General features: G+C 63.0%; 32 protein-coding genes. 9 read left to right on the top strand and 23 right to left on the bottom strand.

Annotated features, from left to right (window positions below):
• Positions 1–48 precede the first annotated feature (48 nt).
• On the top strand, positions 49–345 hold the full coding sequence (locus G4223_RS03300; protein WP_163674974.1) for a hypothetical protein: 297 nt from the start codon (positions 49–51) through the stop codon (positions 343–345).
• Here G4223_RS03300 and nifK read toward each other — a convergent pair.
• From nifK to nifH, 3 genes are all read right to left on the bottom strand, one after another.
• On the bottom strand, positions 342–1,871 hold the full coding sequence (gene nifK / locus G4223_RS03305) for a nitrogenase molybdenum-iron protein subunit beta (RefSeq protein WP_163674977.1): 1,530 nt from the start codon (positions 1,869–1,871) through the stop codon (positions 342–344). The genes G4223_RS03300 and nifK overlap by 4 nt on opposite strands.
• Before the next feature lie 77 nt (positions 1,872–1,948).
• Positions 1,949–3,403: a nitrogenase molybdenum-iron protein alpha chain gene (gene nifD / locus G4223_RS03310; protein ID WP_163674980.1), complete on the bottom strand. Its 1,455-nt coding sequence runs from the start codon at positions 3,401–3,403 to the stop codon at positions 1,949–1,951.
• Positions 3,404–3,503: 100 nt separating this feature from the next.
• Positions 3,504–4,391, bottom strand: a complete 888-nt coding sequence (gene nifH / locus G4223_RS03315; RefSeq protein WP_163674983.1) for a nitrogenase iron protein — start codon at positions 4,389–4,391, stop codon at positions 3,504–3,506.
• Positions 4,392–4,700: 309 nt separating this feature from the next.
• Between nifH and G4223_RS03320 the strand changes: the two genes are divergently transcribed.
• Both G4223_RS03320 and draG read left to right on the top strand, forming a co-directional pair.
• Positions 4,701–5,534 (top strand): NAD(+)--dinitrogen-reductase ADP-D-ribosyltransferase, encoded by an 834-nt coding sequence (locus G4223_RS03320; protein WP_163674986.1) that lies wholly within the window; start codon positions 4,701–4,703, stop codon positions 5,532–5,534.
• Positions 5,535–5,549: 15 nt separating this feature from the next.
• A complete protein-coding gene (gene draG / locus G4223_RS03325; RefSeq protein ID WP_163674989.1) occupies positions 5,550–6,443 on the top strand; it encodes an ADP-ribosyl-[dinitrogen reductase] hydrolase in 894 nt (297 codons plus the stop codon).
• Here the strand turns inward: draG and G4223_RS03330 are convergent.
• From G4223_RS03330 to nifB, 7 genes are all read right to left on the bottom strand, one after another.
• Positions 6,430–6,849, bottom strand: a complete 420-nt coding sequence (locus G4223_RS03330; RefSeq protein WP_163674992.1) for an ArsC/Spx/MgsR family protein — start codon at positions 6,847–6,849, stop codon at positions 6,430–6,432. The genes draG and G4223_RS03330 overlap by 14 nt on opposite strands.
• Before the next feature lie 80 nt (positions 6,850–6,929).
• Positions 6,930–7,310 carry a 2Fe-2S iron-sulfur cluster-binding protein gene (locus G4223_RS03335; RefSeq protein WP_163674995.1) on the bottom strand — a complete coding sequence of 127 codons (381 nt, stop codon included), beginning with the start codon at positions 7,308–7,310 and terminating at the stop codon, positions 6,930–6,932.
• Positions 7,311–7,353: 43 nt separating this feature from the next.
• Positions 7,354–8,229: an SIR2 family NAD-dependent protein deacylase gene (locus G4223_RS03340; RefSeq protein WP_163674998.1), complete on the bottom strand. Its 876-nt coding sequence runs from the start codon at positions 8,227–8,229 to the stop codon at positions 7,354–7,356.
• A gap of 4 nt (positions 8,230–8,233) precedes the next feature.
• Positions 8,234–8,446 (bottom strand): putative nitrogen fixation protein NifT, encoded by a 213-nt coding sequence (gene nifT / locus G4223_RS03345; RefSeq protein ID WP_163675001.1) that lies wholly within the window; start codon positions 8,444–8,446, stop codon positions 8,234–8,236.
• On the bottom strand, positions 8,443–8,706 hold the full coding sequence (locus G4223_RS03350) for a nitrogen fixation protein NifZ (RefSeq protein ID WP_163675004.1): 264 nt from the start codon (positions 8,704–8,706) through the stop codon (positions 8,443–8,445). Before G4223_RS03350 ends, nifT begins: the two co-directional genes overlap by 4 nt.
• A gap of 23 nt (positions 8,707–8,729) precedes the next feature.
• On the bottom strand, positions 8,730–8,918 hold the full coding sequence (locus tag G4223_RS03355) for a 4Fe-4S dicluster domain-containing protein (RefSeq protein ID WP_163675007.1): 189 nt from the start codon (positions 8,916–8,918) through the stop codon (positions 8,730–8,732).
• 45 nt (positions 8,919–8,963) lie between these two features.
• Positions 8,964–10,445: a nitrogenase cofactor biosynthesis protein NifB gene (gene nifB / locus G4223_RS03360; protein ID WP_338086805.1), complete on the bottom strand. Its 1,482-nt coding sequence runs from the start codon at positions 10,443–10,445 to the stop codon at positions 8,964–8,966.
• Positions 10,446–10,680: 235 nt separating this feature from the next.
• On the opposite strand from nifB, the gene G4223_RS03365 reads away from it, so the two are divergent.
• Both G4223_RS03365 and G4223_RS03370 read left to right on the top strand, forming a co-directional pair.
• Entirely contained in the window at positions 10,681–11,892 is a 1,212-nt protein-coding gene (locus G4223_RS03365) for an NnrS family protein (protein WP_163675011.1), read from the top strand.
• 71 nt (positions 11,893–11,963) lie between these two features.
• On the top strand, positions 11,964–12,440 hold the full coding sequence (locus G4223_RS03370) for a hypothetical protein (protein WP_163675014.1): 477 nt from the start codon (positions 11,964–11,966) through the stop codon (positions 12,438–12,440).
• Positions 12,441–12,489: 49 nt separating this feature from the next.
• Here G4223_RS03370 and G4223_RS03375 read toward each other — a convergent pair whose 3' ends face one another.
• The 6 genes from G4223_RS03375 to motA form a co-directional block, all read right to left on the bottom strand.
• Entirely contained in the window at positions 12,490–14,010 is a 1,521-nt protein-coding gene (locus tag G4223_RS03375; RefSeq protein WP_163675018.1) for a TRAP transporter large permease, read from the bottom strand.
• Positions 14,003–14,557, bottom strand: coding sequence for a TRAP transporter small permease subunit (locus G4223_RS03380; protein ID WP_163675021.1), 555 nt, complete (start codon positions 14,555–14,557; stop codon positions 14,003–14,005). Before G4223_RS03380 ends, G4223_RS03375 begins: the two co-directional genes overlap by 8 nt.
• Positions 14,558–14,638: 81 nt before the next feature.
• A complete protein-coding gene (locus tag G4223_RS03385) occupies positions 14,639–15,424 on the bottom strand; it encodes an arginyltransferase (RefSeq protein ID WP_163675023.1) in 786 nt (261 codons plus the stop codon).
• A 99-nt stretch (positions 15,425–15,523) separates the two neighbouring features.
• Positions 15,524–15,760 carry an RDD family protein gene (locus G4223_RS19855; protein ID WP_241003922.1) on the bottom strand — a complete coding sequence of 79 codons (237 nt, stop codon included), beginning with the start codon at positions 15,758–15,760 and terminating at the stop codon, positions 15,524–15,526.
• Between the two features lie 357 nt (positions 15,761–16,117).
• Positions 16,118–17,056 carry a flagellar motor protein MotB gene (locus G4223_RS03395; protein WP_163675025.1) on the bottom strand — a complete coding sequence of 313 codons (939 nt, stop codon included), beginning with the start codon at positions 17,054–17,056 and terminating at the stop codon, positions 16,118–16,120.
• 21 nt (positions 17,057–17,077) lie between these two features.
• Entirely contained in the window at positions 17,078–17,938 is an 861-nt protein-coding gene (gene motA, locus G4223_RS03400; protein ID WP_163675027.1) for a flagellar motor stator protein MotA, read from the bottom strand.
• Positions 17,939–18,160: 222 nt separating this feature from the next.
• Here motA and G4223_RS03405 point away from each other — a divergent pair, with 222 nt between their 5' ends.
• On the top strand, positions 18,161–18,652 hold the full coding sequence (locus G4223_RS03405; RefSeq protein ID WP_163675029.1) for a flavin reductase family protein: 492 nt from the start codon (positions 18,161–18,163) through the stop codon (positions 18,650–18,652).
• Positions 18,653–18,718: 66 nt separating this feature from the next.
• Here the strand turns inward: G4223_RS03405 and G4223_RS03410 are convergent, their stop codons facing one another.
• The 3 genes from G4223_RS03410 to G4223_RS03420 all read right to left on the bottom strand — a co-directional run bounded on the left by G4223_RS03410 (position 18,719) and on the right by G4223_RS03420 (position 21,084).
• Entirely contained in the window at positions 18,719–19,204 is a 486-nt protein-coding gene (locus G4223_RS03410) for an RT0821/Lpp0805 family surface protein (protein ID WP_163675031.1), read from the bottom strand.
• 170 nt (positions 19,205–19,374) lie between these two features.
• Entirely contained in the window at positions 19,375–19,941 is a 567-nt protein-coding gene (locus G4223_RS03415; RefSeq protein ID WP_163675033.1) for a DUF1013 domain-containing protein, read from the bottom strand.
• A 153-nt stretch (positions 19,942–20,094) separates the two neighbouring features.
• Positions 20,095–21,084 (bottom strand): NAD(P)H-quinone oxidoreductase, encoded by a 990-nt coding sequence (locus G4223_RS03420; RefSeq protein ID WP_163675035.1) that lies wholly within the window; start codon positions 21,082–21,084, stop codon positions 20,095–20,097.
• Positions 21,085–21,163: 79 nt separating this feature from the next.
• On the opposite strand from G4223_RS03420, the gene G4223_RS19860 reads away from it, so the two are divergent.
• The gene (locus G4223_RS19860; protein ID WP_338086806.1) at positions 21,164–21,346 is read left to right on the top strand and encodes a DUF1192 family protein; all 183 of its coding nucleotides are present in this window, start codon (positions 21,164–21,166) and stop codon (positions 21,344–21,346) included.
• A gap of 7 nt (positions 21,347–21,353) precedes the next feature.
• Positions 21,354–21,785, top strand: coding sequence for an acyl-CoA thioesterase (locus tag G4223_RS03430; RefSeq protein WP_163675039.1), 432 nt, complete (start codon positions 21,354–21,356; stop codon positions 21,783–21,785).
• Positions 21,786–21,822: 37 nt separating this feature from the next.
• On the opposite strand, the gene G4223_RS03435 is transcribed toward G4223_RS03430, so the two are convergent.
• A complete protein-coding gene (locus G4223_RS03435; protein WP_163675042.1) occupies positions 21,823–22,302 on the bottom strand; it encodes an Hsp20 family protein in 480 nt (159 codons plus the stop codon).
• A gap of 293 nt (positions 22,303–22,595) precedes the next feature.
• Between G4223_RS03435 and G4223_RS03440 the strand changes: the two genes are divergently transcribed.
• The gene (locus G4223_RS03440; protein ID WP_163675044.1) at positions 22,596–22,994 is read left to right on the top strand and encodes a DUF1465 family protein; all 399 of its coding nucleotides are present in this window, start codon (positions 22,596–22,598) and stop codon (positions 22,992–22,994) included.
• Positions 22,995–22,998: 4 nt separating this feature from the next.
• Here the strand turns inward: G4223_RS03440 and G4223_RS03445 are convergent, their stop codons facing one another.
• From G4223_RS03445 to G4223_RS03455, 3 genes are all read right to left on the bottom strand, one after another.
• Positions 22,999–24,447: an adenylate/guanylate cyclase domain-containing protein gene (locus G4223_RS03445; protein WP_205762356.1), complete on the bottom strand. Its 1,449-nt coding sequence runs from the start codon at positions 24,445–24,447 to the stop codon at positions 22,999–23,001.
• Positions 24,448–25,030: 583 nt separating this feature from the next.
• Positions 25,031–25,255: a 50S ribosomal protein L31 gene (gene rpmE / locus G4223_RS03450; protein WP_163675046.1), complete on the bottom strand. Its 225-nt coding sequence runs from the start codon at positions 25,253–25,255 to the stop codon at positions 25,031–25,033.
• Positions 25,256–25,410: 155 nt separating this feature from the next.
• Complete coding sequence (locus G4223_RS03455; protein ID WP_163675048.1) at positions 25,411–25,767, bottom strand: response regulator; 357 nt, start codon at positions 25,765–25,767, stop codon at positions 25,411–25,413.
• Between the last annotated feature and the right edge of the window lie 98 nt (positions 25,768–25,865).

Below are 25,865 nucleotides of genomic sequence, written 5' to 3' on the forward strand. Positions count from 1 at the left end.
GTATCCCCTGACGTTTTCTCTAGTTAATCTCCGATAGGAGGCGTGGCCATGGATGGCATCTTGTCGGTGATGGCGGAGCTGTTGTCGCTGTTCTATGACGTGTGGCGAGGCGGCAGGGTTTCACGCGGGTTTTTGCTGGCATTGATGGCGGGGGCGTTGGTGTCGCCTGTCGCCGCGGTGGTGATGGAGCCCTTTCCGGTCGTCCAGGCTCTGCTGTTCGGGGCGACGGCCGTGATTTGGGTGGTGTTCCTGGCGGTGTTGGCGGTGGGATGCCGCCGCCACGAAAAAAAGCCCCGGGAGGAAACCTCCCGGGGCCAGTTTGACCATTCCGCTTCCGACGATTAGCGGGTGAGGTCGTAGGAAATGTCCGACGCGGCGTCGGCGGTCTCGAAGATACGGTCCAGGATCTCCACCAGCACCCTGAGCGCGCCCTGATACCCGAAGGTCGGGAAGCGGTGGTGGTGGTGACGGTCGAAGATCGGGAAGGTCAGACGGATCAGCGGGATGCCGACGTCCTTTTCCAGATACTTGCCGTAGCTGGAACCGATCAGGAAATCGGCCGGCTCGGTGAACAGCAGCGAGCGCAGGTGCCACAAATCCTTGCCGCGCCACACCTGACCCTCGGCGCCGAACGGCGAGGAGGCGAGCAGGGCCTTGGCCTTGGCGTCCCATTCGGCCGAACCGTTGGTGCACAGCACGTGGGTCGGCTCGCAGCCCATTTCCAGCAGGAAGGCGGTCATGGCCAAGGTGAAGTCGGGATCGCCGAAAATGGCGAACTTCTTGCCATGCAGCCAAGCCTGGCTGTCGGTGATGGCGTCGACCAGACGGCCGCGTTCCTTTTCGATGCTGGCCGGGATTTCCTTGCCGGTCAGTTCGGCGATCTTCATCAGGAAGGCGTCGGTGGCGCCGATGCCCATCGGGTAGTTGAAGGACGCGGTTTCCTGGCCCTTGTCGCCGATGTACTCCAAGGTCTTGGGGGTGCAGAATTCCTGCAACGACACGGTGGCCTTGGCGTTGATGGCGGCGCGGGTGTCGTCCAGCGTGGTGCCGCCGTCATACATGCGGTATTCGCCGTCGGAGGGCGTGTCGTAGATGTCCGACACGTCGCTCAGCAAGGTGTAATCGACGCCCATGGTGTCGAGGTAACGCTTGAGCTCGCGGTTGTTGGCGACCGCGTAACCGTCGAAGCCGGGGATGATGTTGATCTTGGCGTTCGGGGTGCGTTCCTTGACGGATTCACGTTCCCAGAAGTAGTTCAGGATGCCCTTCATCATGTTGTCGTAGCCGGTGGTGTGGCTGCCGACGAAGGAGGGGGTGTGGGCGAAGGGAACCGGGAAGTCGGCCGGAACCGATTCCTTTTCCTTGGCGGTGCCGATGAAGGCCGACAAGTCGTCGCCGATGACTTCCGCCATGCAGGTGGTCGAGACGGCGATCATCTTGGGCTTGTAGAGCGTGTAGGAGTTCAACAGGCCTTCGACCAGATTGTTGAGGCCGCCGAACACCGCCGCGTCTTCGGTCATGGAATCGGCGACGATCGGCACGGCTTCCTTGAAGTGACGGGCCAGGTGCGAGCGGAAATAGGCGACGCAGCCTTGCGAACCGTGGACGTAGGGCAGGGTGCCTTCGAAACCGGCGGCGGCGAACACCGCACCCAGCGGCTGGCAAGCCTTGGCCGGGTTGATGACGGCGATCTCACGCTTGAAGTTCTTTTCGCGGTATTCCCAGGTCTTGGTGTACTCGGCCTGCTCGGCGACCTTTTCGTCGCTGGGGCGGCACTCGAACTGGGCCTTCTTGTTGGCGAAGAGCTCCTTGTATTCGGGCTCCTGGAACAAGGAAATGTGGTCTTTGACCTTGTCAGCGCTCTGCGGCATGGCAGTTCTCCTTCATCCTCCCCGCGCCCCCGATTGTTGGGCGACACGCGGGGAGGGAATTTTGCAAAAGACGGGCTTTACGCGGCCTTCCACGGAGCCTTGAACTTGCTCCACACGGGGCTGTTGATGGCCATGTCCATATCGCGGGCGAAGATGGCGAAGCCGTCGTAGCCGTGATAGGGGCCCGAGTAGTCCCACGAGTGCATCTGGCGGAAGGGCACGCCCATCTTCTGGGTCGCGTACTTTTCCTTGATGCCCGAACCGACCAGGTCGGGACGGATCTTCTCGATGAACTTCTCCAGTTCGAAGCCCGAAACGTCGTCGTAGATCAGCGTGCCGTCTTTGACGTAGTGAGTGGTGCGCTGGTAATCGTCGTTGTGGGCGAATTCATAGCCGGTACCGACGATGTTCATGCCCAAATCGTCATAGGCGGTGGCGACGTGACGGGGGCGCAGGCCGCCCACGTACAGCATGACCTTCTTGCCTTCCAGACGGGGCTTGAACTTGGCGATCACGGCATCGACCAGCGGCTGGTACTTGGCGATCACCTTCTCGGCATTGGCCTTGATGGTGTCGTCGAACTGCGCGGCGATCTTGCGCAAGCTGTCGGCGATCTGGGTCGGGCCGAAGAAGTTATATTCCACCCACGGAATATTGTACTTCTCTTCCATGTGGCGGCAGATGTAGTTCATCGACCGATAGCAGTGGATGAGGTTGAGCTTGGCCTTGGGCGCACGCTCCATCTCGGCCAGGGTGGCGTCACCCGACCAGGAACCGATCACGCGCAGGCCCATCTCTTCGAGCAGGCGGCGCGACGGCCAAGCGTCACCACCGATGTTGTAGTCGGCGATCAGGTTGACGTCGTAGGGGCCGGTTTCCCACTCGGCGGTGGTCTTCTCGAACACCCAGTCGCGGATGGCGTCGTTGGCGATGTGGTGGCCCAGCGACTGGGACACACCGCGGAAGCCTTCGCAGCGCACGGGGACGATCGGCTTCTCGATGTCCTTGGACTTCTTCTTCGAGACGGCTTCGATATCGTCGCCGATCAGGCCGATCGGGCACTCGCTTTGCACCGAGATACCGTTGTTGAGCGGGAACAGATCGTTCAACTCGTCGATCATCTTTTCCAGGTTCTTGTCACCGCCGAAGACGATGTCGCGTTCCTGGAAGTCCGAGGTGACCTGCATGGTCACGAAGCTGTCGATGCCGACGGTGCCGGTGAAGTAGTTACGGCGCTGGGACCAGGAATACTGGCCGCAGCCGACCGGGCCGTGGCTGATGTGGACCATGTCCTTGACCGGACCCCACACCACGCCCTTCGAGCCGGCGTAGGCGCAACCGCGGATGGTCATCACGCCGGGAACGGACTTGACGTTGGACTTGACGCCGCAGGACGAGCTGCCGGCATCGTCGGTCTTGCTGACGTTCAGGTGACGGCCGCGCTTCTTGGCGGACTTTTCGGGATACTGGTCCAGGACCTCTTTGATGAGGGCCTCATGGAAGGCAGCGTCGTTGGTCTGATCGAGGCTCATGCCCCTTCTCCTTCTCTCTCTGTCTCTCTGTCCGCCCCGGTTCCGCCGCCCCGGGGAGGGATGGGGCGGCGGATGGGCGGAAGGCTCGGCAGTGCTGGTGTCAGCCGGCGCTGCAGAGGGACCGCTCCTTGGCTTCCAACTCAGCCAGGGCCTGCTCGTCGGACTTCATGATGCCGAACTCGAGCAGCATGTCCTCGAGCTCTTCCATGGTGATCGGGGTCGGGATGGTGCCCTTGCCGCCGTTGTTGTGGATCTTGGTGGCCAGGGTGCGGTACTCACCGGCCTGCTTGCTGTCCGGGGCGTACTGGATCACGGTCTGACGACGCAGTTCGGCGTGCTGGACACCATTGTCGCGCGGCACGAAGTGGATCATCTGGGTGTTCAGCTTCTTGGCCAGCGCTTCGGCCAGTTCCAGCTCGCGGTCGGTCTGACGCTCGTTGCAGATCAGGCCGCCCAGACGGACGCCGCCGGTGCCGGCGTACTTCAGGATGCCCTTGGCGATGTTGTTGGCGGCGAACAGCGCCATCATCTCGCCGGACATGACGATGTAGATTTCCTGGGCCTTGTTCTCACGGATGGGCATGGCGAAGCCGCCGCACACCACGTCGCCCAGCACGTCGTAGGACACGTAGTCCACGTCGTCATAGGCGCCGTTCTCTTCCAGGAAGTTGATGGCGGTGATGACGCCGCGGCCGGCGCAGCCGACGCCCGGCTCGGGACCGCCCGACTCGGTGCACTTGATGCCCTTGTAGCCGATCTTCATCACGTCTTCGAGTTCCAGATCCTCGACCGAACCGGCCTTGGCGGCCAGGTGCAGCACGGTGTCCTGGAGCTTGGTGTTGAGGATCAGGCGGGTGGAGTCAGCCTTGGGGTCGCAGCCGACGATCAGGATCTTTTGACCCATCTCGACCAGAGCGGCCAGCGTGTTCTGCGAGGTGGTGGACTTGCCGATACCGCCCTTGCCGTAGAAAGCGATCTGACGAGGCATTGTCTGTTTCCTTTCTGTGGTCCAAGCCTTCCGAATTTCTTGGCGGGGGGTGCGACCACCGCCACGCACCATGCCTCGCAATGAGCATGCCAACTTTTGTGTCGCCGGCAAAAATCATATATATCAATGTTTTATTGTCTATGTTGAGGCATGTGCCCGTTTTGTGGGCGAGACAAAGCCCCTGTCTGGAATCCGACACAATGTTGGAAGGCACACAGACAATGGGGTTTTCCAGGATCGTCGCCGTCGCTATTTCGGGTATGCTTCTTGCATGTGCGAAGCGGGAGGCAGAGGGGGGAAAGGGCGATCATGCAGGAAGCGCGGCAGAGAATTGGACATTCCACCAATCTTGTCGGGCTGGCGACCGACCTTCTGGGCAGCGCCGCCTTCAACGACCATCCGCTGGAGCTGCATCTGTCCGGCGTGCGCGAGATGAACAAGAACCTGTTCGAGATGCTGTCGTTTTCCGAGACCCTGCCCGATGCCGGCGACGCCTTTTACAAATACATGATGGCCATGTTCGGTATCGATCCCGAGCAGTTGGAACAGGAACGGGCGGCGGCCGAACAGCGCGGCGTCAAGGTCCGCCGCTATCGATCGAGCTTCCTGCGTCTGCTCAAGGGGTGGGGATACGATTCCAACTCACCCGAGGGGGCGGTGCTGAAAGGCTGGGTGGAAAGCCGCTTCGGCCTGTTTCCCACCTTCCACAAATCCAAGCTGGACCGCGTCGGCGGGCCCGATTGGGCTTCCTATGTGGAAGAGAAGATGTCGAGCCGCTTTCACAACAACTCCATCTACACCCAGCTCGACATGTTGTACGAATTCTGCCAATGGGGGCTGGCACGTTACGCCGCGCCGGGGCAGAGCCATGTCAGGCTTTATCGCGGCATCAACTCCTTCGATGAACATCAGGTGCTTGAGCGCGTCGACAAGAAGACGGTGGTGATGCGTGTCAACAACCTCGCGTCTTTCTCGTCGGACCGTTCGGTCGCCGATTGTTTCGGCGACACCATTCTCACCGCCGACGTGCCGGTGGTGAAAATCGTCTTCTTCAACACCCTGTTGCCCATTCACCCGTTGAAGGGCGAGGGGGAGTACCTGGTTGTCGGTGGCGATTACCGCGTTACCGCCAGCTATTTTTGAACTGAAAGGCAGACCATGACGGACATTACCCTCGAGGATCGGGCGCTTGGCGCCTTTCTCGGATTTGCTGTCGGCGATGCCCTGGGTGCCACGGTCGAGTTCATGACCCGGCGCGAGATCGAGGCCAAGTACGGGGTTCATCGCAAGATGGTTGGCGGCGGCTGGTTGCATCTGGCGCCGGGACAGGTGACGGACGATACCGACATGGCGTTGGCGTTGGGCCGGTCGCTGGTGCGCAAGGGCGGGTTCGACGCCAAGGACGTGTGCGAGGAATTCGCGCTGTGGCTGAAAGGCGGACCGGTGGACATCGGCAACACCTGTCGCCGCGGTATCCGCCGTTTCATGATCGACGGCACCACCGAAGGCGTATTTTGCGATGGCGACGGCGGCAATGGCGCGGCCATGCGCATGCTGCCCTTGGCCATCGCCACCCTTTACCGTCCCGATCTGTTCGAAACGTGGATGTTGGCGCAATGTCACATCACCCATAACCATCCGCTGTCGGACGATGCGTCGCTGACATTGGGCCGGATGGTTCAGGGATTGTTGCTGGGCGAAGGGATCAAGGGTGCCCGTGAAGTGGCCAAGGAATTGGTGGAAAAGCACCGCACCTTCCGCTTCGAACCCTATCGCGGCCAAAGCTCGGCCTATGTGGTCGACACCGTCCAGACGGTGTTCCACTTTTACTTCGTCACCGATTCGTTCAAGACCTGCGTCATCGAGACGGTGAACCAGGGTGGCGATGCCGACACCACCGGCGCCTTGGCCGGCATGTTGGCCGGCGCCACCTATGGCCAGGCCGATGTGCCGTCGGCCTGGCTTGGAAAACTTGACAAAAAGATCGCCGAGGAAATCCGCGTTCAAGTGCGCGGGCTGCTCAAGGTGGCGGAAAACCTCAGGGCGGCGTAGGGCAGGGGGCGTGGGGGGCGTCGCCCTTGGGGCACCCTTCGCCCACGCCGACACCGGCAAGACCGATCCAGCGGGCCACGACGCCTTCATCCCACCCGATTTCGCGGCGATCCCCCACTTGCAACAGCGGGCGGCGAACGAACAGCGGTTCGGCCAGCATCAGATCCAACGCCCTTTCGGCGGAAAAGGTCTCGGGTACGATTTCACCCGACTTCACCTTAGGGTGCGAACGGTTGAACCATTCGGCGACCGGGCGTTCTCCGAAAAAGGCGCGTAATTCGTCCGCCGTCCACGGATGGGCCAACAGGCTGCGCGCTTCGACGTCGTGTCCTGAATCCGACAAGGCCTGTTTTTGTCGGGAGTTGCCGCCGCAACCGGGTTTTTCATAGAAGATCACGTGGGCCATCCGTCTTCTCCTGTCACGAAATAAAAGGGAGGGGAACCGAAGTTCCCCTCCCTCATCGACCTGCGTTCGCTTCCGCCACCTTATCGCCGCAGGTCGATTTCGACACCGGGTTCACCGGTGAATTCCACCAAGATGTCCTCATCCTGGACAAGATACTGGCACGCCAACCGATAGGTCGGCGGCACGTCGTTCACTTCGGCCTGTTCCAGCACCGCCTTCGACAGCTTGCCGTTGACCGACAGCGTCAGCTTTTCCTTGTCGGTCAGGTGGATGGCCTTGGGCTTGTTGGCTCCCAGATAGGTCACCTTGATCAGGCACGATCCACATTCGCCGTCCTGGCATTGGAACGGGATGGCGATCTCGTGCTTCTTGGCAAGGGACAACAAGGTCTTGTTGTCGGCGACGGCGTAGACGGTGACGTTCTTGGGCAGCGTCGGGCCGCTGAAAGTGACGTTAGCCATAGGGGAAACTCCCTCTCTCCAATTGTTCTCTACTGGCCAATTTTTACTGAGGCGTGGCGGAAGTGTTTGGTGCCGCGCCGGTCAGCGCGAGGGCGGCCTCGGCCAGCGGCAGAACGATCGGGGTGATCCCCTCCAGCTTGAGGAACTTGATTTCGTTGGGGGTCAGGTCGTCCGGCACCACGGCGTAGTGGGGGCCGGCGGCGCGACGGATGATGCAGCGGGCGAAGGTGCGCAGGATCTGGTCGTAGAACCGGCACCCCAGGAACAGGAAGCCACAGGTGCCGCGCCGTTCCTTGACCACGCCGGGGATCGGCGTTTGCAGGTCGATCTCGGTCAGCACCTCGACGTAATCGGAATCCGAGGCCAGCACGTCGCCATCGGGATACGCGGCGCCGTGGGGCTTGTAGAGAACGGTCGTCCAGTCGCGGGCGACTTCCGCCTCGACCTCGCATCCGACGGCGTCGAAGGCGCGGATCCAGGGAACCTCGGTGGTGCGCCGGGCCTTGGAGGCGCCCTGGACGGCGCCCCAATCGTCGCGTCCGGCAAGGGCGGCGCGCATGGTGCCGTCATACCAGGTGTCGACCACCAGCGGCACTCGTTCGAGCGAGGCGATCCAGCGATGCAGGTGGTTGGGCTCGGGCACTGGCTTGAAGATTTCCGCCAGCAACTTGTCCACGGTGATGCGGTGGCGGAAGGTCTCGATGTATTGGGCGGTGTGCCACAAATTGTTGCGGATGCGCCCCGGCACCGCCACCCGCGACGACATCAGGTGCGCCAGTGCGCGTGCCCCTGACGGGACCGGCGGTTCGTCCGGCCCGAGCGTCAGGACGTCCGGCCCCAGATAGGGAATCATCCGGCCGGCCGCGGTCTCGGCCGACAGATGTTCCAAAAGAGCGTGGTGATCTGGGGCGGCGCACATGGGTTCAGTCCTCGTCGCCCAGCTTGCGGGCGTCAACGGTGATGGGCAACGGCGTGTCGGCCGGCATCTCGGGCATCTGGAAACGCCAGCCGTTGCTGATGGTGACGATTCCGCCCCAGGGCGAATCGCCTTCCATGGCGACGATCTTTTCTTCCAGGTCCTTCTTGGGGACGTAGATTTCGTAGTAATCGGCCACCTTGCGCAGCGTCACCTTCATGGCGCGGGCTCCAACAATTCGAGTTCGTGGCGGCGCATGCCGACCAGGATGCCGCGATCGACGAAGTCGATGGCGTAGACGTAAAAGCGGTTGAGATAGGTGCCGACGGATTTCACGTAGCCCACGTCGCCGCTTTGGATCAGGAACTGGCCGATGGCGCTGCCGGGATAGGTCCCGTCGTTGCGCACGGCCCGAATGGCCTGAACCTTGTCGCCGGCTTCGAAGGCCGGAGGGTCGTAGAGTTCGCAAACCTCTTCCATCGGCACCTCCCTCTTGGGGCGCGTTACGCCTTGACGATGCAGCCGTCCACCGGGCAAACGGCGGTGCACTTGGGCTCGTCGCCGTCGCATTCGGTGCAGGCGCTGGCCTTGATGGCGTAGGCGTCGCCCTTCATGGAGATGGCGGCGTTGGGGCATTCGAATTCGCAGGCGCCGCAGGCGGAGCACTGGGAAGCGTTGATCTTCATGGCCATGGCGGATACTCCTCTCTTTTCTCAGTCACACACAAACAATACGGTTCAGGCGAAGTCCTGCTCGGCGACACCGAAGGTTTCGGCGTACCAGGAGGCGATCGCGGTCTCGATGTATTCGAAGGGATAGGCGTCGACGGCGGCGATGCCGGCTCGGGCCAGATCCTTCTTGGGGCACGAGCCGATCTTCGACACGAACACCGCGTCGAGGCCGGCAAGAATGGGGATGACCTTGTCTTCCAGCACGTCCTCGTCGCCCCAGCCGCCCTGACAGTAGTTCTCGACCTTGCGGTGGCCGACGAAGCGCACGCCGGCGGCGTCCACCTCGTAGACCTGGAACTCAGAGGCGTGGCCGAAATGCTGGTTGATGCGGCCGCCGCCCTTGGTGGCGATGGCCACCAGCTTGGCTGGCGCGGCGGGAATGGTGGCGGCCAGGTCGGCGCGGGCCACTTCGGCGGCCTGACGGTGGTCGGCGCGCTCACGCTCGACGACCTCGCGGTACAGGCGCCGGGGTTCGGGGTCGTAGACCACTTCGTCGCCGATCTTGTCCATGGTGAAATCCTGGGACAGGTCTTCACCCAGCATGCCGACGGCGTCGGCGCGGCACTGACGGCAATGGCGCATCAGGTTGGCGCCGCCGGCCAGTTGGTCCTGAAGGGTCTTGAGCTCGGAGGGCGTCGGGCCGCGCTGGCCGGTCAGGCCGAAATGGGTGCCGTGCGCCGGGTCCGAGATCAGCGGCATGACGTTGTGCAGGAACGCGCCGCGCTCCTTGATGGCGGCGTTGACCTCCATCAGGTGGGCGTCGTTGACTCCGGGGATCATCACCGAGTTGACCTTGACCAGGATGTCCTTGCCCTTGAGGCGCTCAAGGCTTTCCATCTGGCGTTCATGCAGGATCTTCGAGGCGTCGAGGCCGGTGTAGCGCTTGCCCTTGAAGTAGATCCAAGGATAGATCGCGGTGCCGATCTCGGGATCGACCATGTTGATGGTGACGGTGACGTGGTCGATGTTGTGGTCGGCCAGCCGATCGACGTGGTCGGGCAGGGCCAGACCGTTGGTCGAGACGCAGAACTTGAGGTCAGGCAGCAGTTTTTCCACCTGCCGGAAGGTCTCGAAGGTCTTGAGCGCGTCGAACATGGAATCGCCGGGGCCGGCGATGCCCAGGACCGACAGTTGCGGCACCTTGTTGGCCACCGCCACCACCTTGCGCGCCGCCTGTTCGGGCGTCATGCGCTCGCTGGTGACGCCGGGGCGCGATTCGTTCGAGCAATCGTATTTACGGTTGCAGTAATTGCATTGGATGTTGCAGGCCGGCGCCACCGCCACATGCATGCGGGCGAAATAGTGGTGGGCTTCCTCGCTGTAGCACGGGTGGTCCTTGATCTTGTTCCACACGTGGTCGGGCATCTCGCCCTGGCCCTTGGAGGAACCGCACGAGCTGGACGAACAGCCGCCGGCGGGCTTGGCGTCAACCGCCCGGTCAGGGCGCTTGGCCAGAATGCTGGAGAGGGGGATGACGTTGCTGCTCACCGGCGGCCTCCGCGATCAGGGGATCGTACCGCCCTAAGTCTCGCAAGGGGCGTGCCAGTTTCGGAAATGGCTGAAATCCTGACCTGTCCCGCCAAAGGGGGCCGGTGTCGCTGTCGCCTGTCCGACATCCTGTCGGGGGTGCGACAATGGGGGCGGTGCTTGACACCCATCAAGGCCGGAACCGCCCCATGCTTCCATGGTGAGGAAGCTTCCGCGCCCCCAACAGAGGTTTTCCATGGCGACCATCCCCTTGCAGGAACCGACCTATCGCGGCGCGTCCGGCCCGCTGTTCTTCGCCGCCGGGTTCCGCCCCTTCTTCCTGTTCGCCGGCATCCAGGCGGCGATGATGTTGCCGCTATGGCTGGCGGTCTATGCCGGTGGCGTGGACCTGCGCTTGCCGTTCGGTCCGGCGGTGTGGCACGGCCATGAAATGGTGTTCGGTTTCGCCGGGGCGGCGATTGGCGGGTTCCTGCTGACGGCGGTGCCCAACTGGACCAACACGGTTCCGGTCGCCGGCCGGCCGTTGATGCTGTTGTTCGCGCTGTGGCTGGCGGGGCGGGTGGCCTTCACCCTTTCCGGGGTTCTGCCGGCGGTGGTGGTCGCATTGGCCGAATTGTCCTATCTGCCGGTGCTGGCGCTGATGCTGGCCCGTCCGCTGATCGCCGCCGGCAAGGCGCGCAACACGGTCTTCCTGCCCATTCTGGCACTGTTCTGGGTGGCCGATTCCGTTGTCTTGGCCGGCGTCCACCTGGGATGGGGCGATCCCATGCGCGGGGTGTATGTGGCCATGGCGCTGGTTCTGGTGATGATCGTCATCGTCGGCGGCCGGATCGTGCCGTCCTTCACCCAGAACTGGCTGCGCATGCAGGGCCGGCCGGTCGAGGTGGCGGCCATTGGCTGGATCGAGAAGGGGGGCGCCCAGGCAAGCGTGTTGGTGGCTGGCCTGTTGGCGGCGCTGGTTCCCACCTCCCTGGTGGCGGGAGTGGCGCTGGCCGTGGCGGCGGTCATTCATGCCGTTCGCCTGTCGCGCTGGCATGGTTTGAAGACCTTGTCCAATCCCATCTTGTGGGTGCTGCATCTGGGGTATCTGTGGCTGGTGGTCGGGCTGGCGCTTTTGGCGCTCGACAGTTTCGTCGACGCCCTGCCGGTGACGGCGGCGCTGCACGCGCTGACCGCCGGTTCCATCGGCACCATGGTGCTGGGGGTCATGAGCCGGGCGGCGCTGGGCCATTCCGGGCGGCCGCTGGTGGTGTCGCGGGTTACCGTCGCCGCTTATGTGCTGGTGTCGGCCGGTACCGCGTTGCGGGTGGTCGCGCCGCTGGTGACCGACGCCCAAATGGGGCTGACCCATGCCGGCGGCAGCCTTTGGGCGTTGGCGTGGCTGTTGTTCGTCTGGGTGTACTTTCCGGTCATGACGCGGCCGCGCGCCGATGGCCGGCCCGGCTGAGCGGAATGCCGCTTGCCACGGCGCAGGCCCCTTGGGATAGTGGCGCCCGCGTTTGGCTAGAGGGTTGAGGCATGCGCATCGCGCGGACGGTCGGCATGGTGATGGCGGGGGGAATGGCGATGGCCTTGGCCGCCTGCGCCTCGGTGGTCGGATCGACCGAGTCGGAAGTGCAGATTCGCACCAACCCGGACAATGCCCACTGCGATCTCAGCGGATACGAGGGGTTTGCCGCCAGCGTGGAAACCCCGGCCGCCATCAGCATCCCCAACGTTGCCGCGCCGGTGACGGTGACGTGCCGGGCACCGGGGTTCCGTCCGACCTCTTATACCTTGAACGCCAGCGCCGATGGCTGGATCTGGGGGAATTCTGCCCTGTTCCTGGCCAGTGGCGGTGGCGTCGCCATTTTGGGGGCATTGGTGGACGAAAGCCGTGCCGCCGGCAAGTCCTATGCCGAGGAAGTGCACTACCAGCTTTCGCCCGACCGGCCGCGCCCGGTACGGGCCAGAAGCCGCGATGGCGGCACTGATTTGAACTTGCAGGCCCGTTGACAGCGCCAACAGCCAATTAAAAGCCCCCGCCAAAGGCGGGGGCTTCGTTTTATTGATTGTCTTGCTGAAGCTGCAACTCCAGTTGTCGCTGAAGGTCGGCTCCGGGATTGTTGTCCATGGGAATGGAAGAGGGGGGCTGGGACACCTCGCCATAGCTGGGAACGTCGATGTTGATCTGGATGTTGTCCAGGTCCTGCACCTCGTTCGGCGCATGCCCGACCATTTCGGGAAAAGCGATGACCAGGGCGACCATGATGATCTGGATGCACACGAACGGAATGGCGCCGCGATAGATGTCGCCGGTCGAGATGCCCTTGATCCGTTTGCCGGTGACCTTGTCGGTGTATTCGTCCTTGGGGGCCACCGAACGCAGGAAGAACAGGGCGAAGCCGAAGGGCGGGTGCATGAACGACGTCTGCATGTTGACGCCCAACAGGATGCCGAACCAGATCAGGTCGATCCCCATCTTTTCGGCCACCGGCCCCAAAAGCGGCACGATGATGAAGGCCAACTCGAAGAAGTCGAGGAAGAAGGCCAGCACGAACACCAAGATGTTGACGACGATCAGAAAGCCCAGTTGACCGCCGGGCAAGCCGGTCAGCAGGTGCTCGACCCACAGGTCGCCGTTGACCGCGCGGAACACCAGACCGAACACCGTCGATCCGATCAGGATGAACAGCACGAAGGACGACAGCTTGGCAGTGGAGTTCATGGCCTGCTTGAGCAGGGTGGGAGTCAGCTTGCGCTTCATCAGCGCCAGGATCAGCGCTCCCGACGCTCCCATGGCGCCGCCTTCGGTCGGGGTGGCGATGCCCATGAAGATGGTGCCCAACACCAGGAAGATCAGCACCAGGGGCGGCACCAACGAGAACAGAACGCGCTGCAACAGTTTGAACCCGCGCAAGGTCCGGGCTTCGGGCGGCAGGGCGGGGGCGGCGTGGGGGCGCAACAAGGTGATCAATAGGATGTAGCCGCCGTAAAGGGCGGTCAAAATCAGGCCGGGCACCAGCGCGCCTTCGTACATGTCGCCGACCGAACGGCCCAACTGGTCGGCCATGACGATCAGCACCAGGGATGGCGGAATGATCTGCGCCAACGTTCCCGAGGCGGCGATGATGCCGGTGGCGACCCGGCGGTCATAGCCGTAGCGCAACATGATCGGCAGTGAGATCAGGCCCATGGAAATCACCGAGGCGGCGACCACGCCGGTGGTGGCGGCCAAAAGCGCGCCGACGAACACCACCGCATAGGCCAGGCCACCGCGCAACGGGCCAAACAATTGGCCGATGGTGTCCAGAAGGTCCTCGGCCATGCCGCTGCGTTCCAGGATCAACCCCATGAAGGTGAAGAACGGAATGGCCAACAGCGTGTCGTTGCGCATGATGCCGAACACGCGTTCCGGCAAGGCCTGAAGCAGTTGCGGCTGCAACAGCCCCAATTCGATGCCCAGCAAGCCGAACGCCAAACCGTTGGCCGCCAGGGCGAACGCCACCGGATAGCCCAACAGCAGGAACAACACCAGGGCCATGAACATCAAAGGCGCCATGTTGGCGATCAGGAACTCAGTCATGGCCGCCTCCGTGATGGCTGGAATGGGCGGCGGCGGGATCAGGTGCGATTCCCAGCAAGAAAGCGATGCGCTTGATGGTTTCCGACAGACCTTGAAGGGCCAGCAAGGCGAAACCCACGGGGATCAATATCTTGGCCGGCCAGCGGATCAGGCCGCCGGCGTCGCTCGACGTTTCACCGTTGACAAATGAGTCCATGAAAATGGGCCAGGACAGCCACATGATCAGACAGGCCATGGGCATCAGGAAGAAGACGCCGCCGACCACCTCGATCCAGGTCTGGGTCCGGCGGCTGAACCGGCTGGACAGCACGTCGATGCGGATATGTTCATTGTTGAGCAAGGTGTAGCCCGCGCACAACAGGAACACGCCGGAAAACAGATACCACTGGATTTCCAACCAGGCGTTGGAACTGGTGTTGAGGCTATAGCGGATGACGGCGTTGCCGGCGCTGACCAGGGTCATCGCCAGCACCAGCCAGATGGCGGTGCGGCCAACCGCCGTGTTGATGCGGTCGATCAGGCCGCTCAGACGCAGCAGCAGGGACACAGGGGCTTCCTCCCGGCGGATGAAGATTATTCTATTTATCTGGTGCCACTATGACACAGGCATGGTCTCGGAATAAACCGGCTAAGCGATATTGTCGGGTATTTCGCGCGGGCGTTGGGAGGGGGCGTCGCAATGCGCGCCGAAATTGGTGTTGACCGGGCGCCATCCAGACGGGCCGAATGCCTCGAGCGGGGAGAACCGGGTTTTGTAAGACATTTTGCGGCTTTCCGGGATCCAGTAGCCCAGGTAGACATAGGGAAGGCCAAGACTCTGGGCTTCGTTGACCAACCAGTTGACCACATGGGTCCCCAGTGACCGGCGCCCCATGTCCGGGTCGTAAAAACTGTATACCGCAGAAAGGCCGTCGGACATGTGGTCGGTCAGGCAGGCGGCGACCAAGGTGCCGTCACCTTGGCGGAACTCCACCAGGAAGGTGTCGATGGGGCTGTCCTCGACCATGGAACGGTAATCGTAGAAACCCATTTGCGCCATGTCGCCGCCGGCATGGCGGCTTTCCTGGTAGCGGGCGAACAGGCGGTATTGTTCGGCGGTGGCGCGTGGCGGCACCCGCCGGGCGATCAAGTCGCCATTGCTGCGCCACAGCTTGCGCATGGTGCGGTCCGGGGTGAAGCCGGCGGTGACGATGCGGACCGGAATGCAGGCGGAACAGCCGGGACAGGCCGGGGTGTAGGCGATGGAATGGGAACGGCGGAATCCGGCGCGCGACAACGCCTCGTGCAGGGCTTCGGCCTCGGGACCGTTCAGTTCGGTCACGATTTTGCGCTCCAACCGGCCCGCGATGTACGGGCAGGGCAGAGGCGCCGTGGTAAAAAAGAAATGCGGCCGTTTCAGGGGTACGTGATCCATCGCCTTCCAATCGCTGCGGCCGACGTTCCCGTCCGCCACCACCCCTCATATGGTGGCCCGTGGGGGGCGCTGACAAGAGGAGGAAGAACGGAAGCGGCTTCAGGCCGGGCCGGCACGCCAGGCCGTGTCGTTTACCACCACCGTTCCCGCCAACCAATCGTGCAGTGTCCGCCTGCGGGCGTTGAACAAGGCGACCACCAGGATCAAGGCGCTGGTCAGCGCCAGGGAACCATAGAACGCCACAATCTGGATCATGGCCTGGAACGGGGTCGGTCGTCCACCCCAAGCCGCGGAATCCGCCGACAAACTGACCAACCGCAAGCCGAACATCCGCATGCCGGGGGTGGCTGCGCGAGATGTGCACAAAAAAAGCAATGTGGTAGGCGAAGGGCAGGAGAGCCAGCGCCAGCACCTTGACCGGCAGCAACAGTCCGAACGACAACAGGCTCAGCAACGAACCGACGACCCACAGCAGCACGGCAAGCAATCCCACCAGCATCACGTCCAGGCCATAGGCCAAGACTCGCTTGGCGGTTATGCCGGCGAACAATTCGGGATGAAGCCACGGATCGGCCCAGGCGTTGGCTCCGGGCGGGATCACGACGATGGGGGCAGTGGACATGGGCAAAAGGGTCTCCTGGGCGCGCTTCTTGCTAGATAAGGCGGAAACGCTGCGTTACCAGGGTCGTGCGATCAGGGTTTCGGCGTGTCCGGGGTCATTTTCTGCTGATCGGCCGGCAAGTCGGCCGGCGGGGTTTCGTTCTCCCGCAGCAGGATGATGCTGATGCGCCGATTGCGCGCGGCCTTGGGGTCGTTGACCACCAGCGGGTCGGTGTCGGCACGGCCGACCACCCGGTCGATGCGGCTTTCCGGCACGCCCGCCGACAACAGGGCGCGGCGGCTGGCGAGCGCACGATCGGCGGACAATTCCCAATTGGTGTAGCCCGAGGGGTCGCGGAACGGGATGGCGTCGGTGTGACCCGTGATCGAAACCTTGTTGGGCAACTGATTGACCACGCGCCCCACCAGATCCAACAGCGCCTTGGTGTGCCCGTACATGGCCGAACTGCCCGACGGGAACATGGCCAAGCCTTCCTGGTCGGTGATCTGGATGCGCAACCCTTCGACGGTGTTGTCGATCAGCATCGAGCCCTGGTACTGCTTGAGTTCGGGAATGCCCTTCATGGCGCTTTCCAGGACGTCCTTGGCCTTTTCGAATTTGCTTTGCTCGCGTTCGGCCAGGGCTTCCTTGAACTCTTTCTCTCCCATGCCCTCCATGGGTTCGGTTGCCTGAGACGTCAGGTCCTCGCCACCCGGCCCGATCGACGCGGGAGGCAGGTGCTGTACCAGGCTGGGTGAACTGGTGTTGGATTGCATGGCACCTTCGCCGATGACCTGGCCACCCAGGATGCCGCCGGCCCCCGACTGACTTTTCGAAGCCATGGACGGGGCGAAATAGTTCGAGATGCCGGTCAGTTGTTCCTCTGTCACGGCGTTCAACAGCCACAGCAACAGGAAGAACGCCATCATGGCGGTCACGAAGTCGGCATAAGCCACCTTCCACGCGCCACCGTGATGGCCGCCGGCCACCTTCTTGACGCGTTTGATGATGATTTGCTGACCTTCGGCCATGGACAGGCGCGACCCTTCTTATCAATCCGGTGGCAGGTTGGTGACGGTTTCTTCCAGTTCCTGGAAGGTCGGCCGCAGATCGTCGGGAAGGATCTTACGGGCGAATTCGATCGACACCTGCGGCGCGTAGCCTTGCATATGGGCCAAAAGGCCGGCCTTCATCGCCAGGAAATAGTAATGGTCGGAATCGAACACCAACTGCATGTTGCGGGCGAAGGGTGCGAAGAAGGCGTAGGAGACGAGCACGCCGGTAAACGTACCCACCAGCGCCGCGCCGATCAGGTGGCCCAGCACCTCGGGCGGTTCGGTGATCGACCCCATGGTGTGAATCACGCCCAACACCGCCGCGACGATACCCAGCGCCGGCATGGCATCGGCCATCAGGTTCACGGCGTGCGACATCTCATGGTAGTTCTTGTGGTGCGCCTCAAGCTCGCCGTCGATGATGGATTCCAACTCGTGCGCGTTGGACGTGCCCAAGGTCAGCAAACGCAGATAGTCGCACAGGAAGGTGCGGGGGTGGTGGTCGGCGTTGAAATTGGGGAACTTGGCGAACAGGGGGCTTTCGTCGGGTTTTTCCACATGGCTTTCCAACGCCAGGTCGCCCTTGGTCTTCGCCAGCTTGAAGACGGCATAGAGCATGGAAAGAAGTTCGACGTAGGACTCCTTCTTGTGGTGCGGTCCCTTGAAGATAACGCCGAAATTCTTGGCGATACCAATGATGATGCCCTTCGGGTTGCCCAGGAACAGTGACCCGAACGCGGCACCCAAAATGATCAGAAATTCGAAGGGCTGAAACAGCACCCCAAGGTGACCGCCGCTCGCCGCGTATCCACCGATAACGCAAGCAATGGTGGTCACGATGCCGATGATCGCGAACATTCACTTCCCCTGTTGCGGTCCTGCACGAACCGTACCGGTCACCAGATCATGTGGGAGAATGCTATAATTCGTCGTTCCTGTCGCGAGTGAACTGCGCGGGTGCGGCAAAAAAAATGTCTTGAAGGGCTTTACGGCTACCTGCCCTAAGGGGTGTTTGACCGCAATGGCGTTTCGTTATTAATCTCTGTGGGTTGTTCCTTTCCCCTATCGACCGAGCTGCCGATGTCCGTTGACCAGCGTACTTTCCGTAAGGCCCTTGGGTGTTTCGCTTCGGGCGTCACCGTGGTGACCTCGTCGCATCCCGAAACCCAGGCGCCGGCCGGCGTCACCGTCAGCGCGTTCTCGTCGCTTTCCCTCGATCCACCGCTGGTGCTGTTCTGCCTTGCAAGCAAGACCTCAAGCATCGACACCTTTCGGGCCAACGGCCATTTCGCCATCAACGTCCTGGCCGAAACCCAACGCGACCTCTCCATCCGCTTCGCCAGCCGATCCGAGGACAAGTGGGCGGGCATGACCTGCGAGCGGGGTCTGGGGGGCGTGCCGTTGCTGGCCGGCTGTCTGGCTACGCTGGAATGCAAGCTGGTCAACACCATCGATGGCGGCGACCATGTGATCTTCGTCGGCGAGGTTAAGAACCTCACCCACCAGGAGGGCGGCCAGCCGTTGATCTATTTCCGTGGCGCCTATCTTGATTTTCCGTCGCCGGTCGGCTGATTTTCGGGAATTCATGAAACGACGACGCCCCCGCCGGGTTCCGGCGGGGGCGTTTTCGTGTGGTGGTCAGTTCTGGACCCGCCAGCTTCCGTCCGGCTGGCGGCAGGCGGTGCCGTAGGAACGCTGTTCCTGACCGCCGACCATGACCGTTTGCTGGTATTCGCGGCAATATTGGCCGGGCGCGGCCTCGAAGGTGCGGGTAGGGGTGACGGTGCCGGAATGACCGCTGTCGGGGTTGTTCCAGGCGATGGCCTGACCGCTGGGCGCGCTTTCGAAAGCGCGCTGTCCGGCCTGTCCGGCATAGGTCTGGTCGGCGCGGTCGAGCGAGGCGCCGACTTCCGAGCCGATGAAGGCGCCCAACAGGGTACCCAGCGCGGTGGCTGCCAATTGTCCCTTGCCCTTGCCGAACTGGGCGCCGGCGACGGCGCCGCCGACGCCGCCCAGAACGGCACCGCCGGTCTGTTTGTTCATGCCGAATCCGCCGCTACCACCCGGCTGGGCACAGGCGGTCAGCGACACGACCAGCGCGCATGCCATGGCGATCTTCTTCATCTTTCCTCTCCGCGTCCGGGTGCTCTAACCGAGCCATGAGGGAATGATGGTGGCGGCCGATGGCGAGTTGAGGGCGCAATCATGGCAAAGTCGTGAAAATGAAAACGCCCGTCGCGGCAAGGCGACGGGCGTTTCAGTCAACAGGCGAACAGCAGGAATCTGTTGGCTTATCAGGCTTCCTCGTCGTGTTCGACGTATTGCGGAGCCACCGTGCCGGCGCGCGGACGGGCCAGGGCAACCGCCTTTTCCAGGTCCATTTCTGTGCACAAGCCCAGGGTGACCGGATTGCGCGGCTTGATGTTGGTAGCGTTCCAGTGGGTCTTTTCCCGCACCGATTGGATGGTCGGCTTGGTGGTGCCGATCAGCTTGCACAACTGGCTGTCGGTCAGTTCGGGATGGTGCTTCAAGATCCAGGCGATGGCGTCGGGGCGGTCCTGGCGCTTGGACACCGGGGTATAACGCGCGCCCTTGGGCTTTTGCCGCGGCTGGGGGTAGTCGGTGATGTTGAGTTTGAGGCGCAAATCGGCATCCGCTTCGCAGCGTTCAAGCTCACTTTGGGAAACCTGGCCGTTGGCGACGGGGTCGAGGCCCACGATGCCGGTCGCCACCTCGCCATCGGCGATGGCCTGGACCTCCAGCGGGTGCAACCCGCAGAAATCGGCGATCTGCTCGAAGGTAAGAGCGGTGTTTTCGACCAGCCAGACGGCAGTCGCCTTGGGCATGAGCGGCAGGGCCATAAATCCTCCTTCCTGGGCAACGAGCGAACCGTCCGAACAAGGGACGGTCCGGGTGCCGGCGGCGGCAACCTTTCTGAATGCGCCGTAGTTATATGGGAGCGCCACCGTGCGGTCAAACCCTTGGGTAAGCCACGGCGAACAAAGGGAAATTCGCTACACCGTCAGCACGATCTTGCCGATGTGGGTGTTGGCTTCCATCAGTCGGTGCGCCTCGGCGGCCTGGGCCAGCGGGAAGGTGGCGTGCACCACCGAGCGGATTTTTCCGGCCTCGATCTGCGGCCATACCCGTTCACGCAGGCTTTGCGCCATGCGGGCCTTGGCGTCGTCCGATTGCGGGCGCAAGGTGGAACCGGTCAGTGTCAACCGCTTCAACATCACCGGCATGAAGTTGACTTCGGCCACGCTGCCCTTGAGGAAGGCGATGGACACCAGCCGGCCGTCGGCGGCCAAGGCCTTGACGTTGCGCGGGATGTATTCGCCGCCGACCATATCCAAGATGACGTCCACGCCCTTCTTGGTTTCGGTCTTGACCACCTCGACGAAATCCTCGGTGGTGTAGTCGATGGCGCGGTCGGCACCCAGTTCCCGACAGGCCTGGGCCTTGGCGGTGCCGCCGGCGGTGGCGAACACCGCGGCGCCCAGTGCCTTGGCCATCTGGATGGCGGTGGTGCCGATGCCGCCGGCCCCGCCATGGACCAAAAGCGTTTCGCCGGCTTTCAGCGCGCCGCGTTCGAACACGTTGTGCCACACGGTGAAGAAGGTTTCGGGCAGGCTGGCGGCCTGGGCCATGTCGAAGCCTTTGGGAACCGGCAGGCAATGGCGGGCGTCCACGGCCACATATTCGGCATAGCCGCCGCCGGCCACCAGCGCGCACACCGCCTCACCCAGGGCCGGCGCCGACACGCCGTCGCCCAAGGCGGCGATGGTGCCCGCCACCTCAAGACCGGGCAGGTCGGACGCGCCGGGCGGTGCCGGATAGGCGCCCTGGCGTTGCAACAGGTCGGGACGGTTGACGCCGGCGGCGGCGACCTTGACCACCACTTGGCCGGGACCGGGGCGCGGGCAGGGGCGGGTGGCGGTCTTCAACACCTCGGGACCGCCCGGCTGGCTGATCTCGACGCAAGTCATGGTTTCCGGCAGCATCGTCTCGTTCCCTCGTCACCTGTCCGCTGGGCGGCCAATCTGGTACGTTCGGGCGGCAAGCGCAAGTGTGGAGGCAATCGTGGATTGGGACGAACTGGAGCCTGCCAAGAAGAAACCCGCGCCCAGGAACCTGGAAACCATGGGGGTGGCCGAGCTCAACGAATACATCAAAACCCTCGAGGCCGAGATCGAGCGGGCCCGTGCCGCCATCGCCGCCAAACAATCGGCCCGTGCCGGCGCCGAGAACTTCTTCAAGAAATAGGGAGACCATGACCGATCCGACGCCCGCGCATCGCGCCGATTATCGTTTCTTTTCCACCATCCAGACCCGCTGGTCGGACAATGATATGTTTGGCCACGTCAACAACGTGGAATATTACCGTTTTTTCGAACTGGCGGTCTGCGAGTTCATGATGCGCGCCTGTGAGATCGACCTGTTGAACGCGCCGGTCTTCACTTTCGTCGCCGAGAGTCTGTGTCGCTTCCGTCGGCCGCTGTCGTGGCCGCATACGGTGACGGCCGGGCTTCGGGTCGAGCATCTGGGAACTTCTTCGGTGCGCTACGGCATCGGCCTGTTCGACGACAGTTCCGACCTGCCCGCCGCCGAAGGCCATTGGGTCCACGTTTTCGTTGATCGCGAGAACCAGCGCCCCACCGCCATTCCCGAGACGGTGCGCGCGGTTTTCGAACGCCACCGTTGAACGGAAAAGGGCGCCGGAACATCCGGCGCCCTTCACCTCATGCCGCTTTATCGGGAGCGGTGCGGTCTTCGATCGCCTGAGGGGCGGGCGGCGGCGCCGTCTCGATGGCGATGGTGCGGGGCTTCTTCTGCTCCGGCACCTCGCGTTTCAGCGTCACATGCAACAATCCGTTGGTCAGGTTGGCGCCCTCGACGCGAATGAACTCAGCCAGTTCGAACCGGCGTTCGAAGGAACGGCCGGCGATACCGCGATGCAGGTATTTGGCGCTCTCGTCCTCGTGCCGGGCCTTGCCCGAGATGGTCAGGGTGTGGTCGTGCACGGTGATGTCCAGATCGCTCTCGGCGAACCCGGCCACCGCCATGGTGATGCGGTAATCGTCTTCGGACAGTTTCTCGATGTTGTAGGGCGGGTAGGAAAACGCCGTGTCGTCCAGACGTTGGGCGGCGTCGAGCATGCGTGACAGGTGGTCGAAACCAACCGTGGAACGCAGCAGCGGGGAAAGGTCGAAAGCTCGCATTTCCAGTCCTCCTTGGCGAAGCAACCAGACTTGGCGACACCAGGGATTGGACGTCCTTCGGGACCGGCCGAAGACCTTTGCGGTGCCGCCGCGTGGTCCCGTCATGGCGACCACGCATGTTTGAGATAATTGCCTTCGGAGAGCCGTCAAGAGACCTCGGGCCGGGATGGGAACATGCGAAGGTAGGGCATCTTTCATACCAAGGATGCTATCGCCTCGCCACGGGGGGCGAGGGTAAACTGTTTCCATAACGACGGCGGAACGGGGCGACGCCGCAAGGGAGGACAACCCGCATGGCGTCACCCACCTATTTTCGCCGGACCTACGATGAAACCCTGGATTTGATGGTCGAGGCGCGCAACTACATCGCCTATGTGGAGCACCGCGAGCGTCAGCGCGCGGATGTCATGAACGGGCTGAGGATGTCGTGCGAGGCCATGCGGGTGACCTCGCGTCTGACCCAGGTCATGGCGTGGCTGATGATGCAGCGCGCCGTGCATGACGGCGAGATGACCCCTGGCGAGGCCTTGGCCGAGGCCAACAGGCTTTCCGGTGCCGATGTGTGTCTGGATGACAGCTTCAGCGGCGACATCGCTTTGCCGCGTGGTCTGCGCAGCCTGTTGGAGCGGTCCTTCAGCCTGTATCAGCGGATCGCCCGCCTTGAAGACCGGATGGTCGGACGGCTGAATTAGCCCCCTACCACGTCACCTCGAACAGCGTTACCGAGTCCTTGAATCCCTTGAGGTACTTTTCGCCGATCGGGCGGAAGGTGGCGGCCCCCTTGCCCACGGTCAAATCCTTGACTACGGCTGTGCACAAGGTCTGGTCCGAGTTGGTGGCGGCGCAGACGCGGGCGGCCAACTGGACGGTGGCGCCGAACAGATCGTCCTCTTCCTCGATGGGTTCGCCGGCATTGAGGCCGATGCGCAAGTGCAGCGCCTGGTTGGGCAGGCGGCTATTGTGATGGGACACTTGGCGCTGGATGCTGACCGAGGCTTCAACCGCGGCGGCGGCGGTATTGAAGGAGGCCATGATGCCGTCGCCGGTGTGTTTGATTTCCTTGCCGGAAAATTGAGCCAGGGCGCCGCGGACGATGGAATTATGGCGGCGCACCACTTCCTGTGCGGCGGCGTCGCCGCGAGCCTGGGTCAGGTCGGTCGATCCCACCATGTCGGTGAACATGATGGTGACGATCTGCGCTTTCTTGTCGCTTTTCCGGGTCCAGTCCAAAATGGCGTCGCGGAGCGAGCGGTGCGCGCCGCTTTCGTCGCCCAGCATGAAGTCGCCCATGGCGTCGCGCCCGGCCTGGACCATTCCCAGGTAGCGCGGCTCCAACAGGTATTCTTCGAGCTTGTCATAGAACTTCCGGGCCAACTCGCCACGGGTGCCCAGGGTTTCCAGCGCCACGCCGACCAGTTTCGACTTGGCGGCGTCGCCAAGTTTCCTGAAGTCACACAGGGTCTCGACCGCTCCGGCCAGATACAGATGCAAGGCGAATTTGGTGAAGGCGTCCATGTTCGGCACCAGCACCTTGGCCTGGGCCACGGCTCCGTCGAGAAAGCGCATGACGGACGGCTGAAGGCTTTCGGCGGTGACGGCTTCGTCCTTGCGGTTGCCGTCCTGCCTGTCGGGTTTGGCCGGCGTTTCCGGGGACGGGACGGGATCCGGGGTGATGGCGGGAAGGGGTTCGTCCTCGGGACCGGGACGGATTTCCGGCAAATCCGGTTCGAAATCGTCGGAAGGACGTTCCTCTTCCTGCTCCTGTTCCTCGGCTGCGACGACTTCCTTGCGCTCTTCCTCGGCCAAGGCCTGGGCAGCCAGCTTGTTCAGTGACTTCTTGACGGCGCGGTCGCGTACCGGGTCTTCCGAAACCTGTTGGGGCTGTTTGCCGCCGTTCCAGGCAAAGGCCGGCTTACGGAACTTGGGTATGGCGGTCTGGCGCGGCAGAAAGCGTAGCGACAAAGGAACCGCCACCAGCAGGAAGGTGGCGACGAACACCAGGAACAACAGCTGTCCATAGCTTTCGGGGGTGATCGTCAGGTTGAACCCCATGCGCCACAGCAGCATGATCGCCTCGGGGGTGATCTTGATGCTGACCAGCGCCGCGGCCAGGGCGAGGGCGGTGATGGCCAGCAGGCGGGCCACCAATTGCCGGGCACGGGCGGTTCCCTCGATCTCGCGCTTGCTGCGGGGGGGCGAACGGCGGCAGGGGGCGGCGCTACGGCGCGGCGCGGCGGGTTCTTGCCGCGGGCGGCGGCGCGTTGGCCGGCGGCGGCGGGACGGGCCGGACTCGGGCGGGCGGCATTGGCGCGGCCCATGTCGCGGGGGGCGCCGGTGCTGCTGTAGACCTCGGCCTCGTCGAAGCTGTTGTCTTCGGTGTAATAAGTCTCGCGCAGGACGCGGACGCGGACGTTCAGCGTGTGTTCGAGTTCCTTGGCTTCGTTAATCGCGGTGTCGCGTTCGGTCCGCGGAAAGCGGGCATGTAGCATCCACCCTCGGCCTTCGAGGACGTACACCTCGTAATGGACGATGATCATGGTGGTTGGCTACCCCAATCCTCACCGGTCGATAACGGCCTGTCACCGGCCGGAATCAATGGCCTTCCCAGCGGATTGCTGTACCCGCTTAAGCAAACGAAGTCCACGAAAAAGCAGAAAAGGCCGCGTTGCGGCGGCCTTGTCCTGAGCAGAACGGAAAAGCGGCGGCCGTTCGGCCGCCGCTCGTCACTTTACGACTTGATGCCGAAGCTGGCGAAGCGCTTGTTGAACTTCGCGATCTGGCCGCCGGTATCCACCATGCGGTGAACGCCGGTCCAAGCCGGATGGGACTTCGGGTCGATGTCAAGACGCATGCTGTCGCCGGCCTTACCCCAGGTCGACTTGGTCTTGAATTCGGTGCCGTCCGTCATGACCACGTTGATCTCGTGGTAATCCGGATGAATGTCGTTCTTCATGGCGTACTGCTCCGCAAATCGAAGGCGCCTCTATACAGAAAACGGCCAGGGCATGCAAGCCCGCCATGGCCTTTTTTTCGACTTTTTCGTGCCAGACGTAAAAAAGGGCGCGTCGGCACGCGCCCTCTAGATGTTGTTGCCGTGGCCCGATGTCGTCAGAACTGGTGGCAATCCATGCTCAGGCTGACGCGAACCGCAGCCAACAGGGCGTCGCGTCGAAACGGTTTGGGCAGGAAGTGCACGGCCCCCATGGCGCGGACCCGTTCGGCCACGTCGTGCTCGCGTCCCGCCACGCCGCCCGGCACCGCCAGGACACGGGCACCGGCGAACAGCAGGCGGGCCGGCCCTTCCATGTCTCCGGTAACCACAAGGTCAACCGCGCGGTTGGAGTGGATGTTGGCGCCTTCGGTCATGTCGGCGGCGGTGGAAACGTCGTAGCCGGCTTCCTCGAGAATCGAGCGCAAGCCATGACGCGCGCGCACTTCGCTTTCGACGACCAAAATACGGGTCATGTTGGGGGGCCTCCCTGTGCGGGCGTGCCGTTATGGTTCGGCCGCCTTCTTCATATTAGGAGCGTCTATTATCCGCACTTGGAAGTCCTCAGGCAATT

The organism is Magnetospirillum aberrantis SpK, from assembly GCF_011022235.1.
Classification (GTDB): domain Bacteria; phylum Pseudomonadota; class Alphaproteobacteria; order Rhodospirillales; family Magnetospirillaceae; genus Magnetospirillum; species Magnetospirillum aberrantis.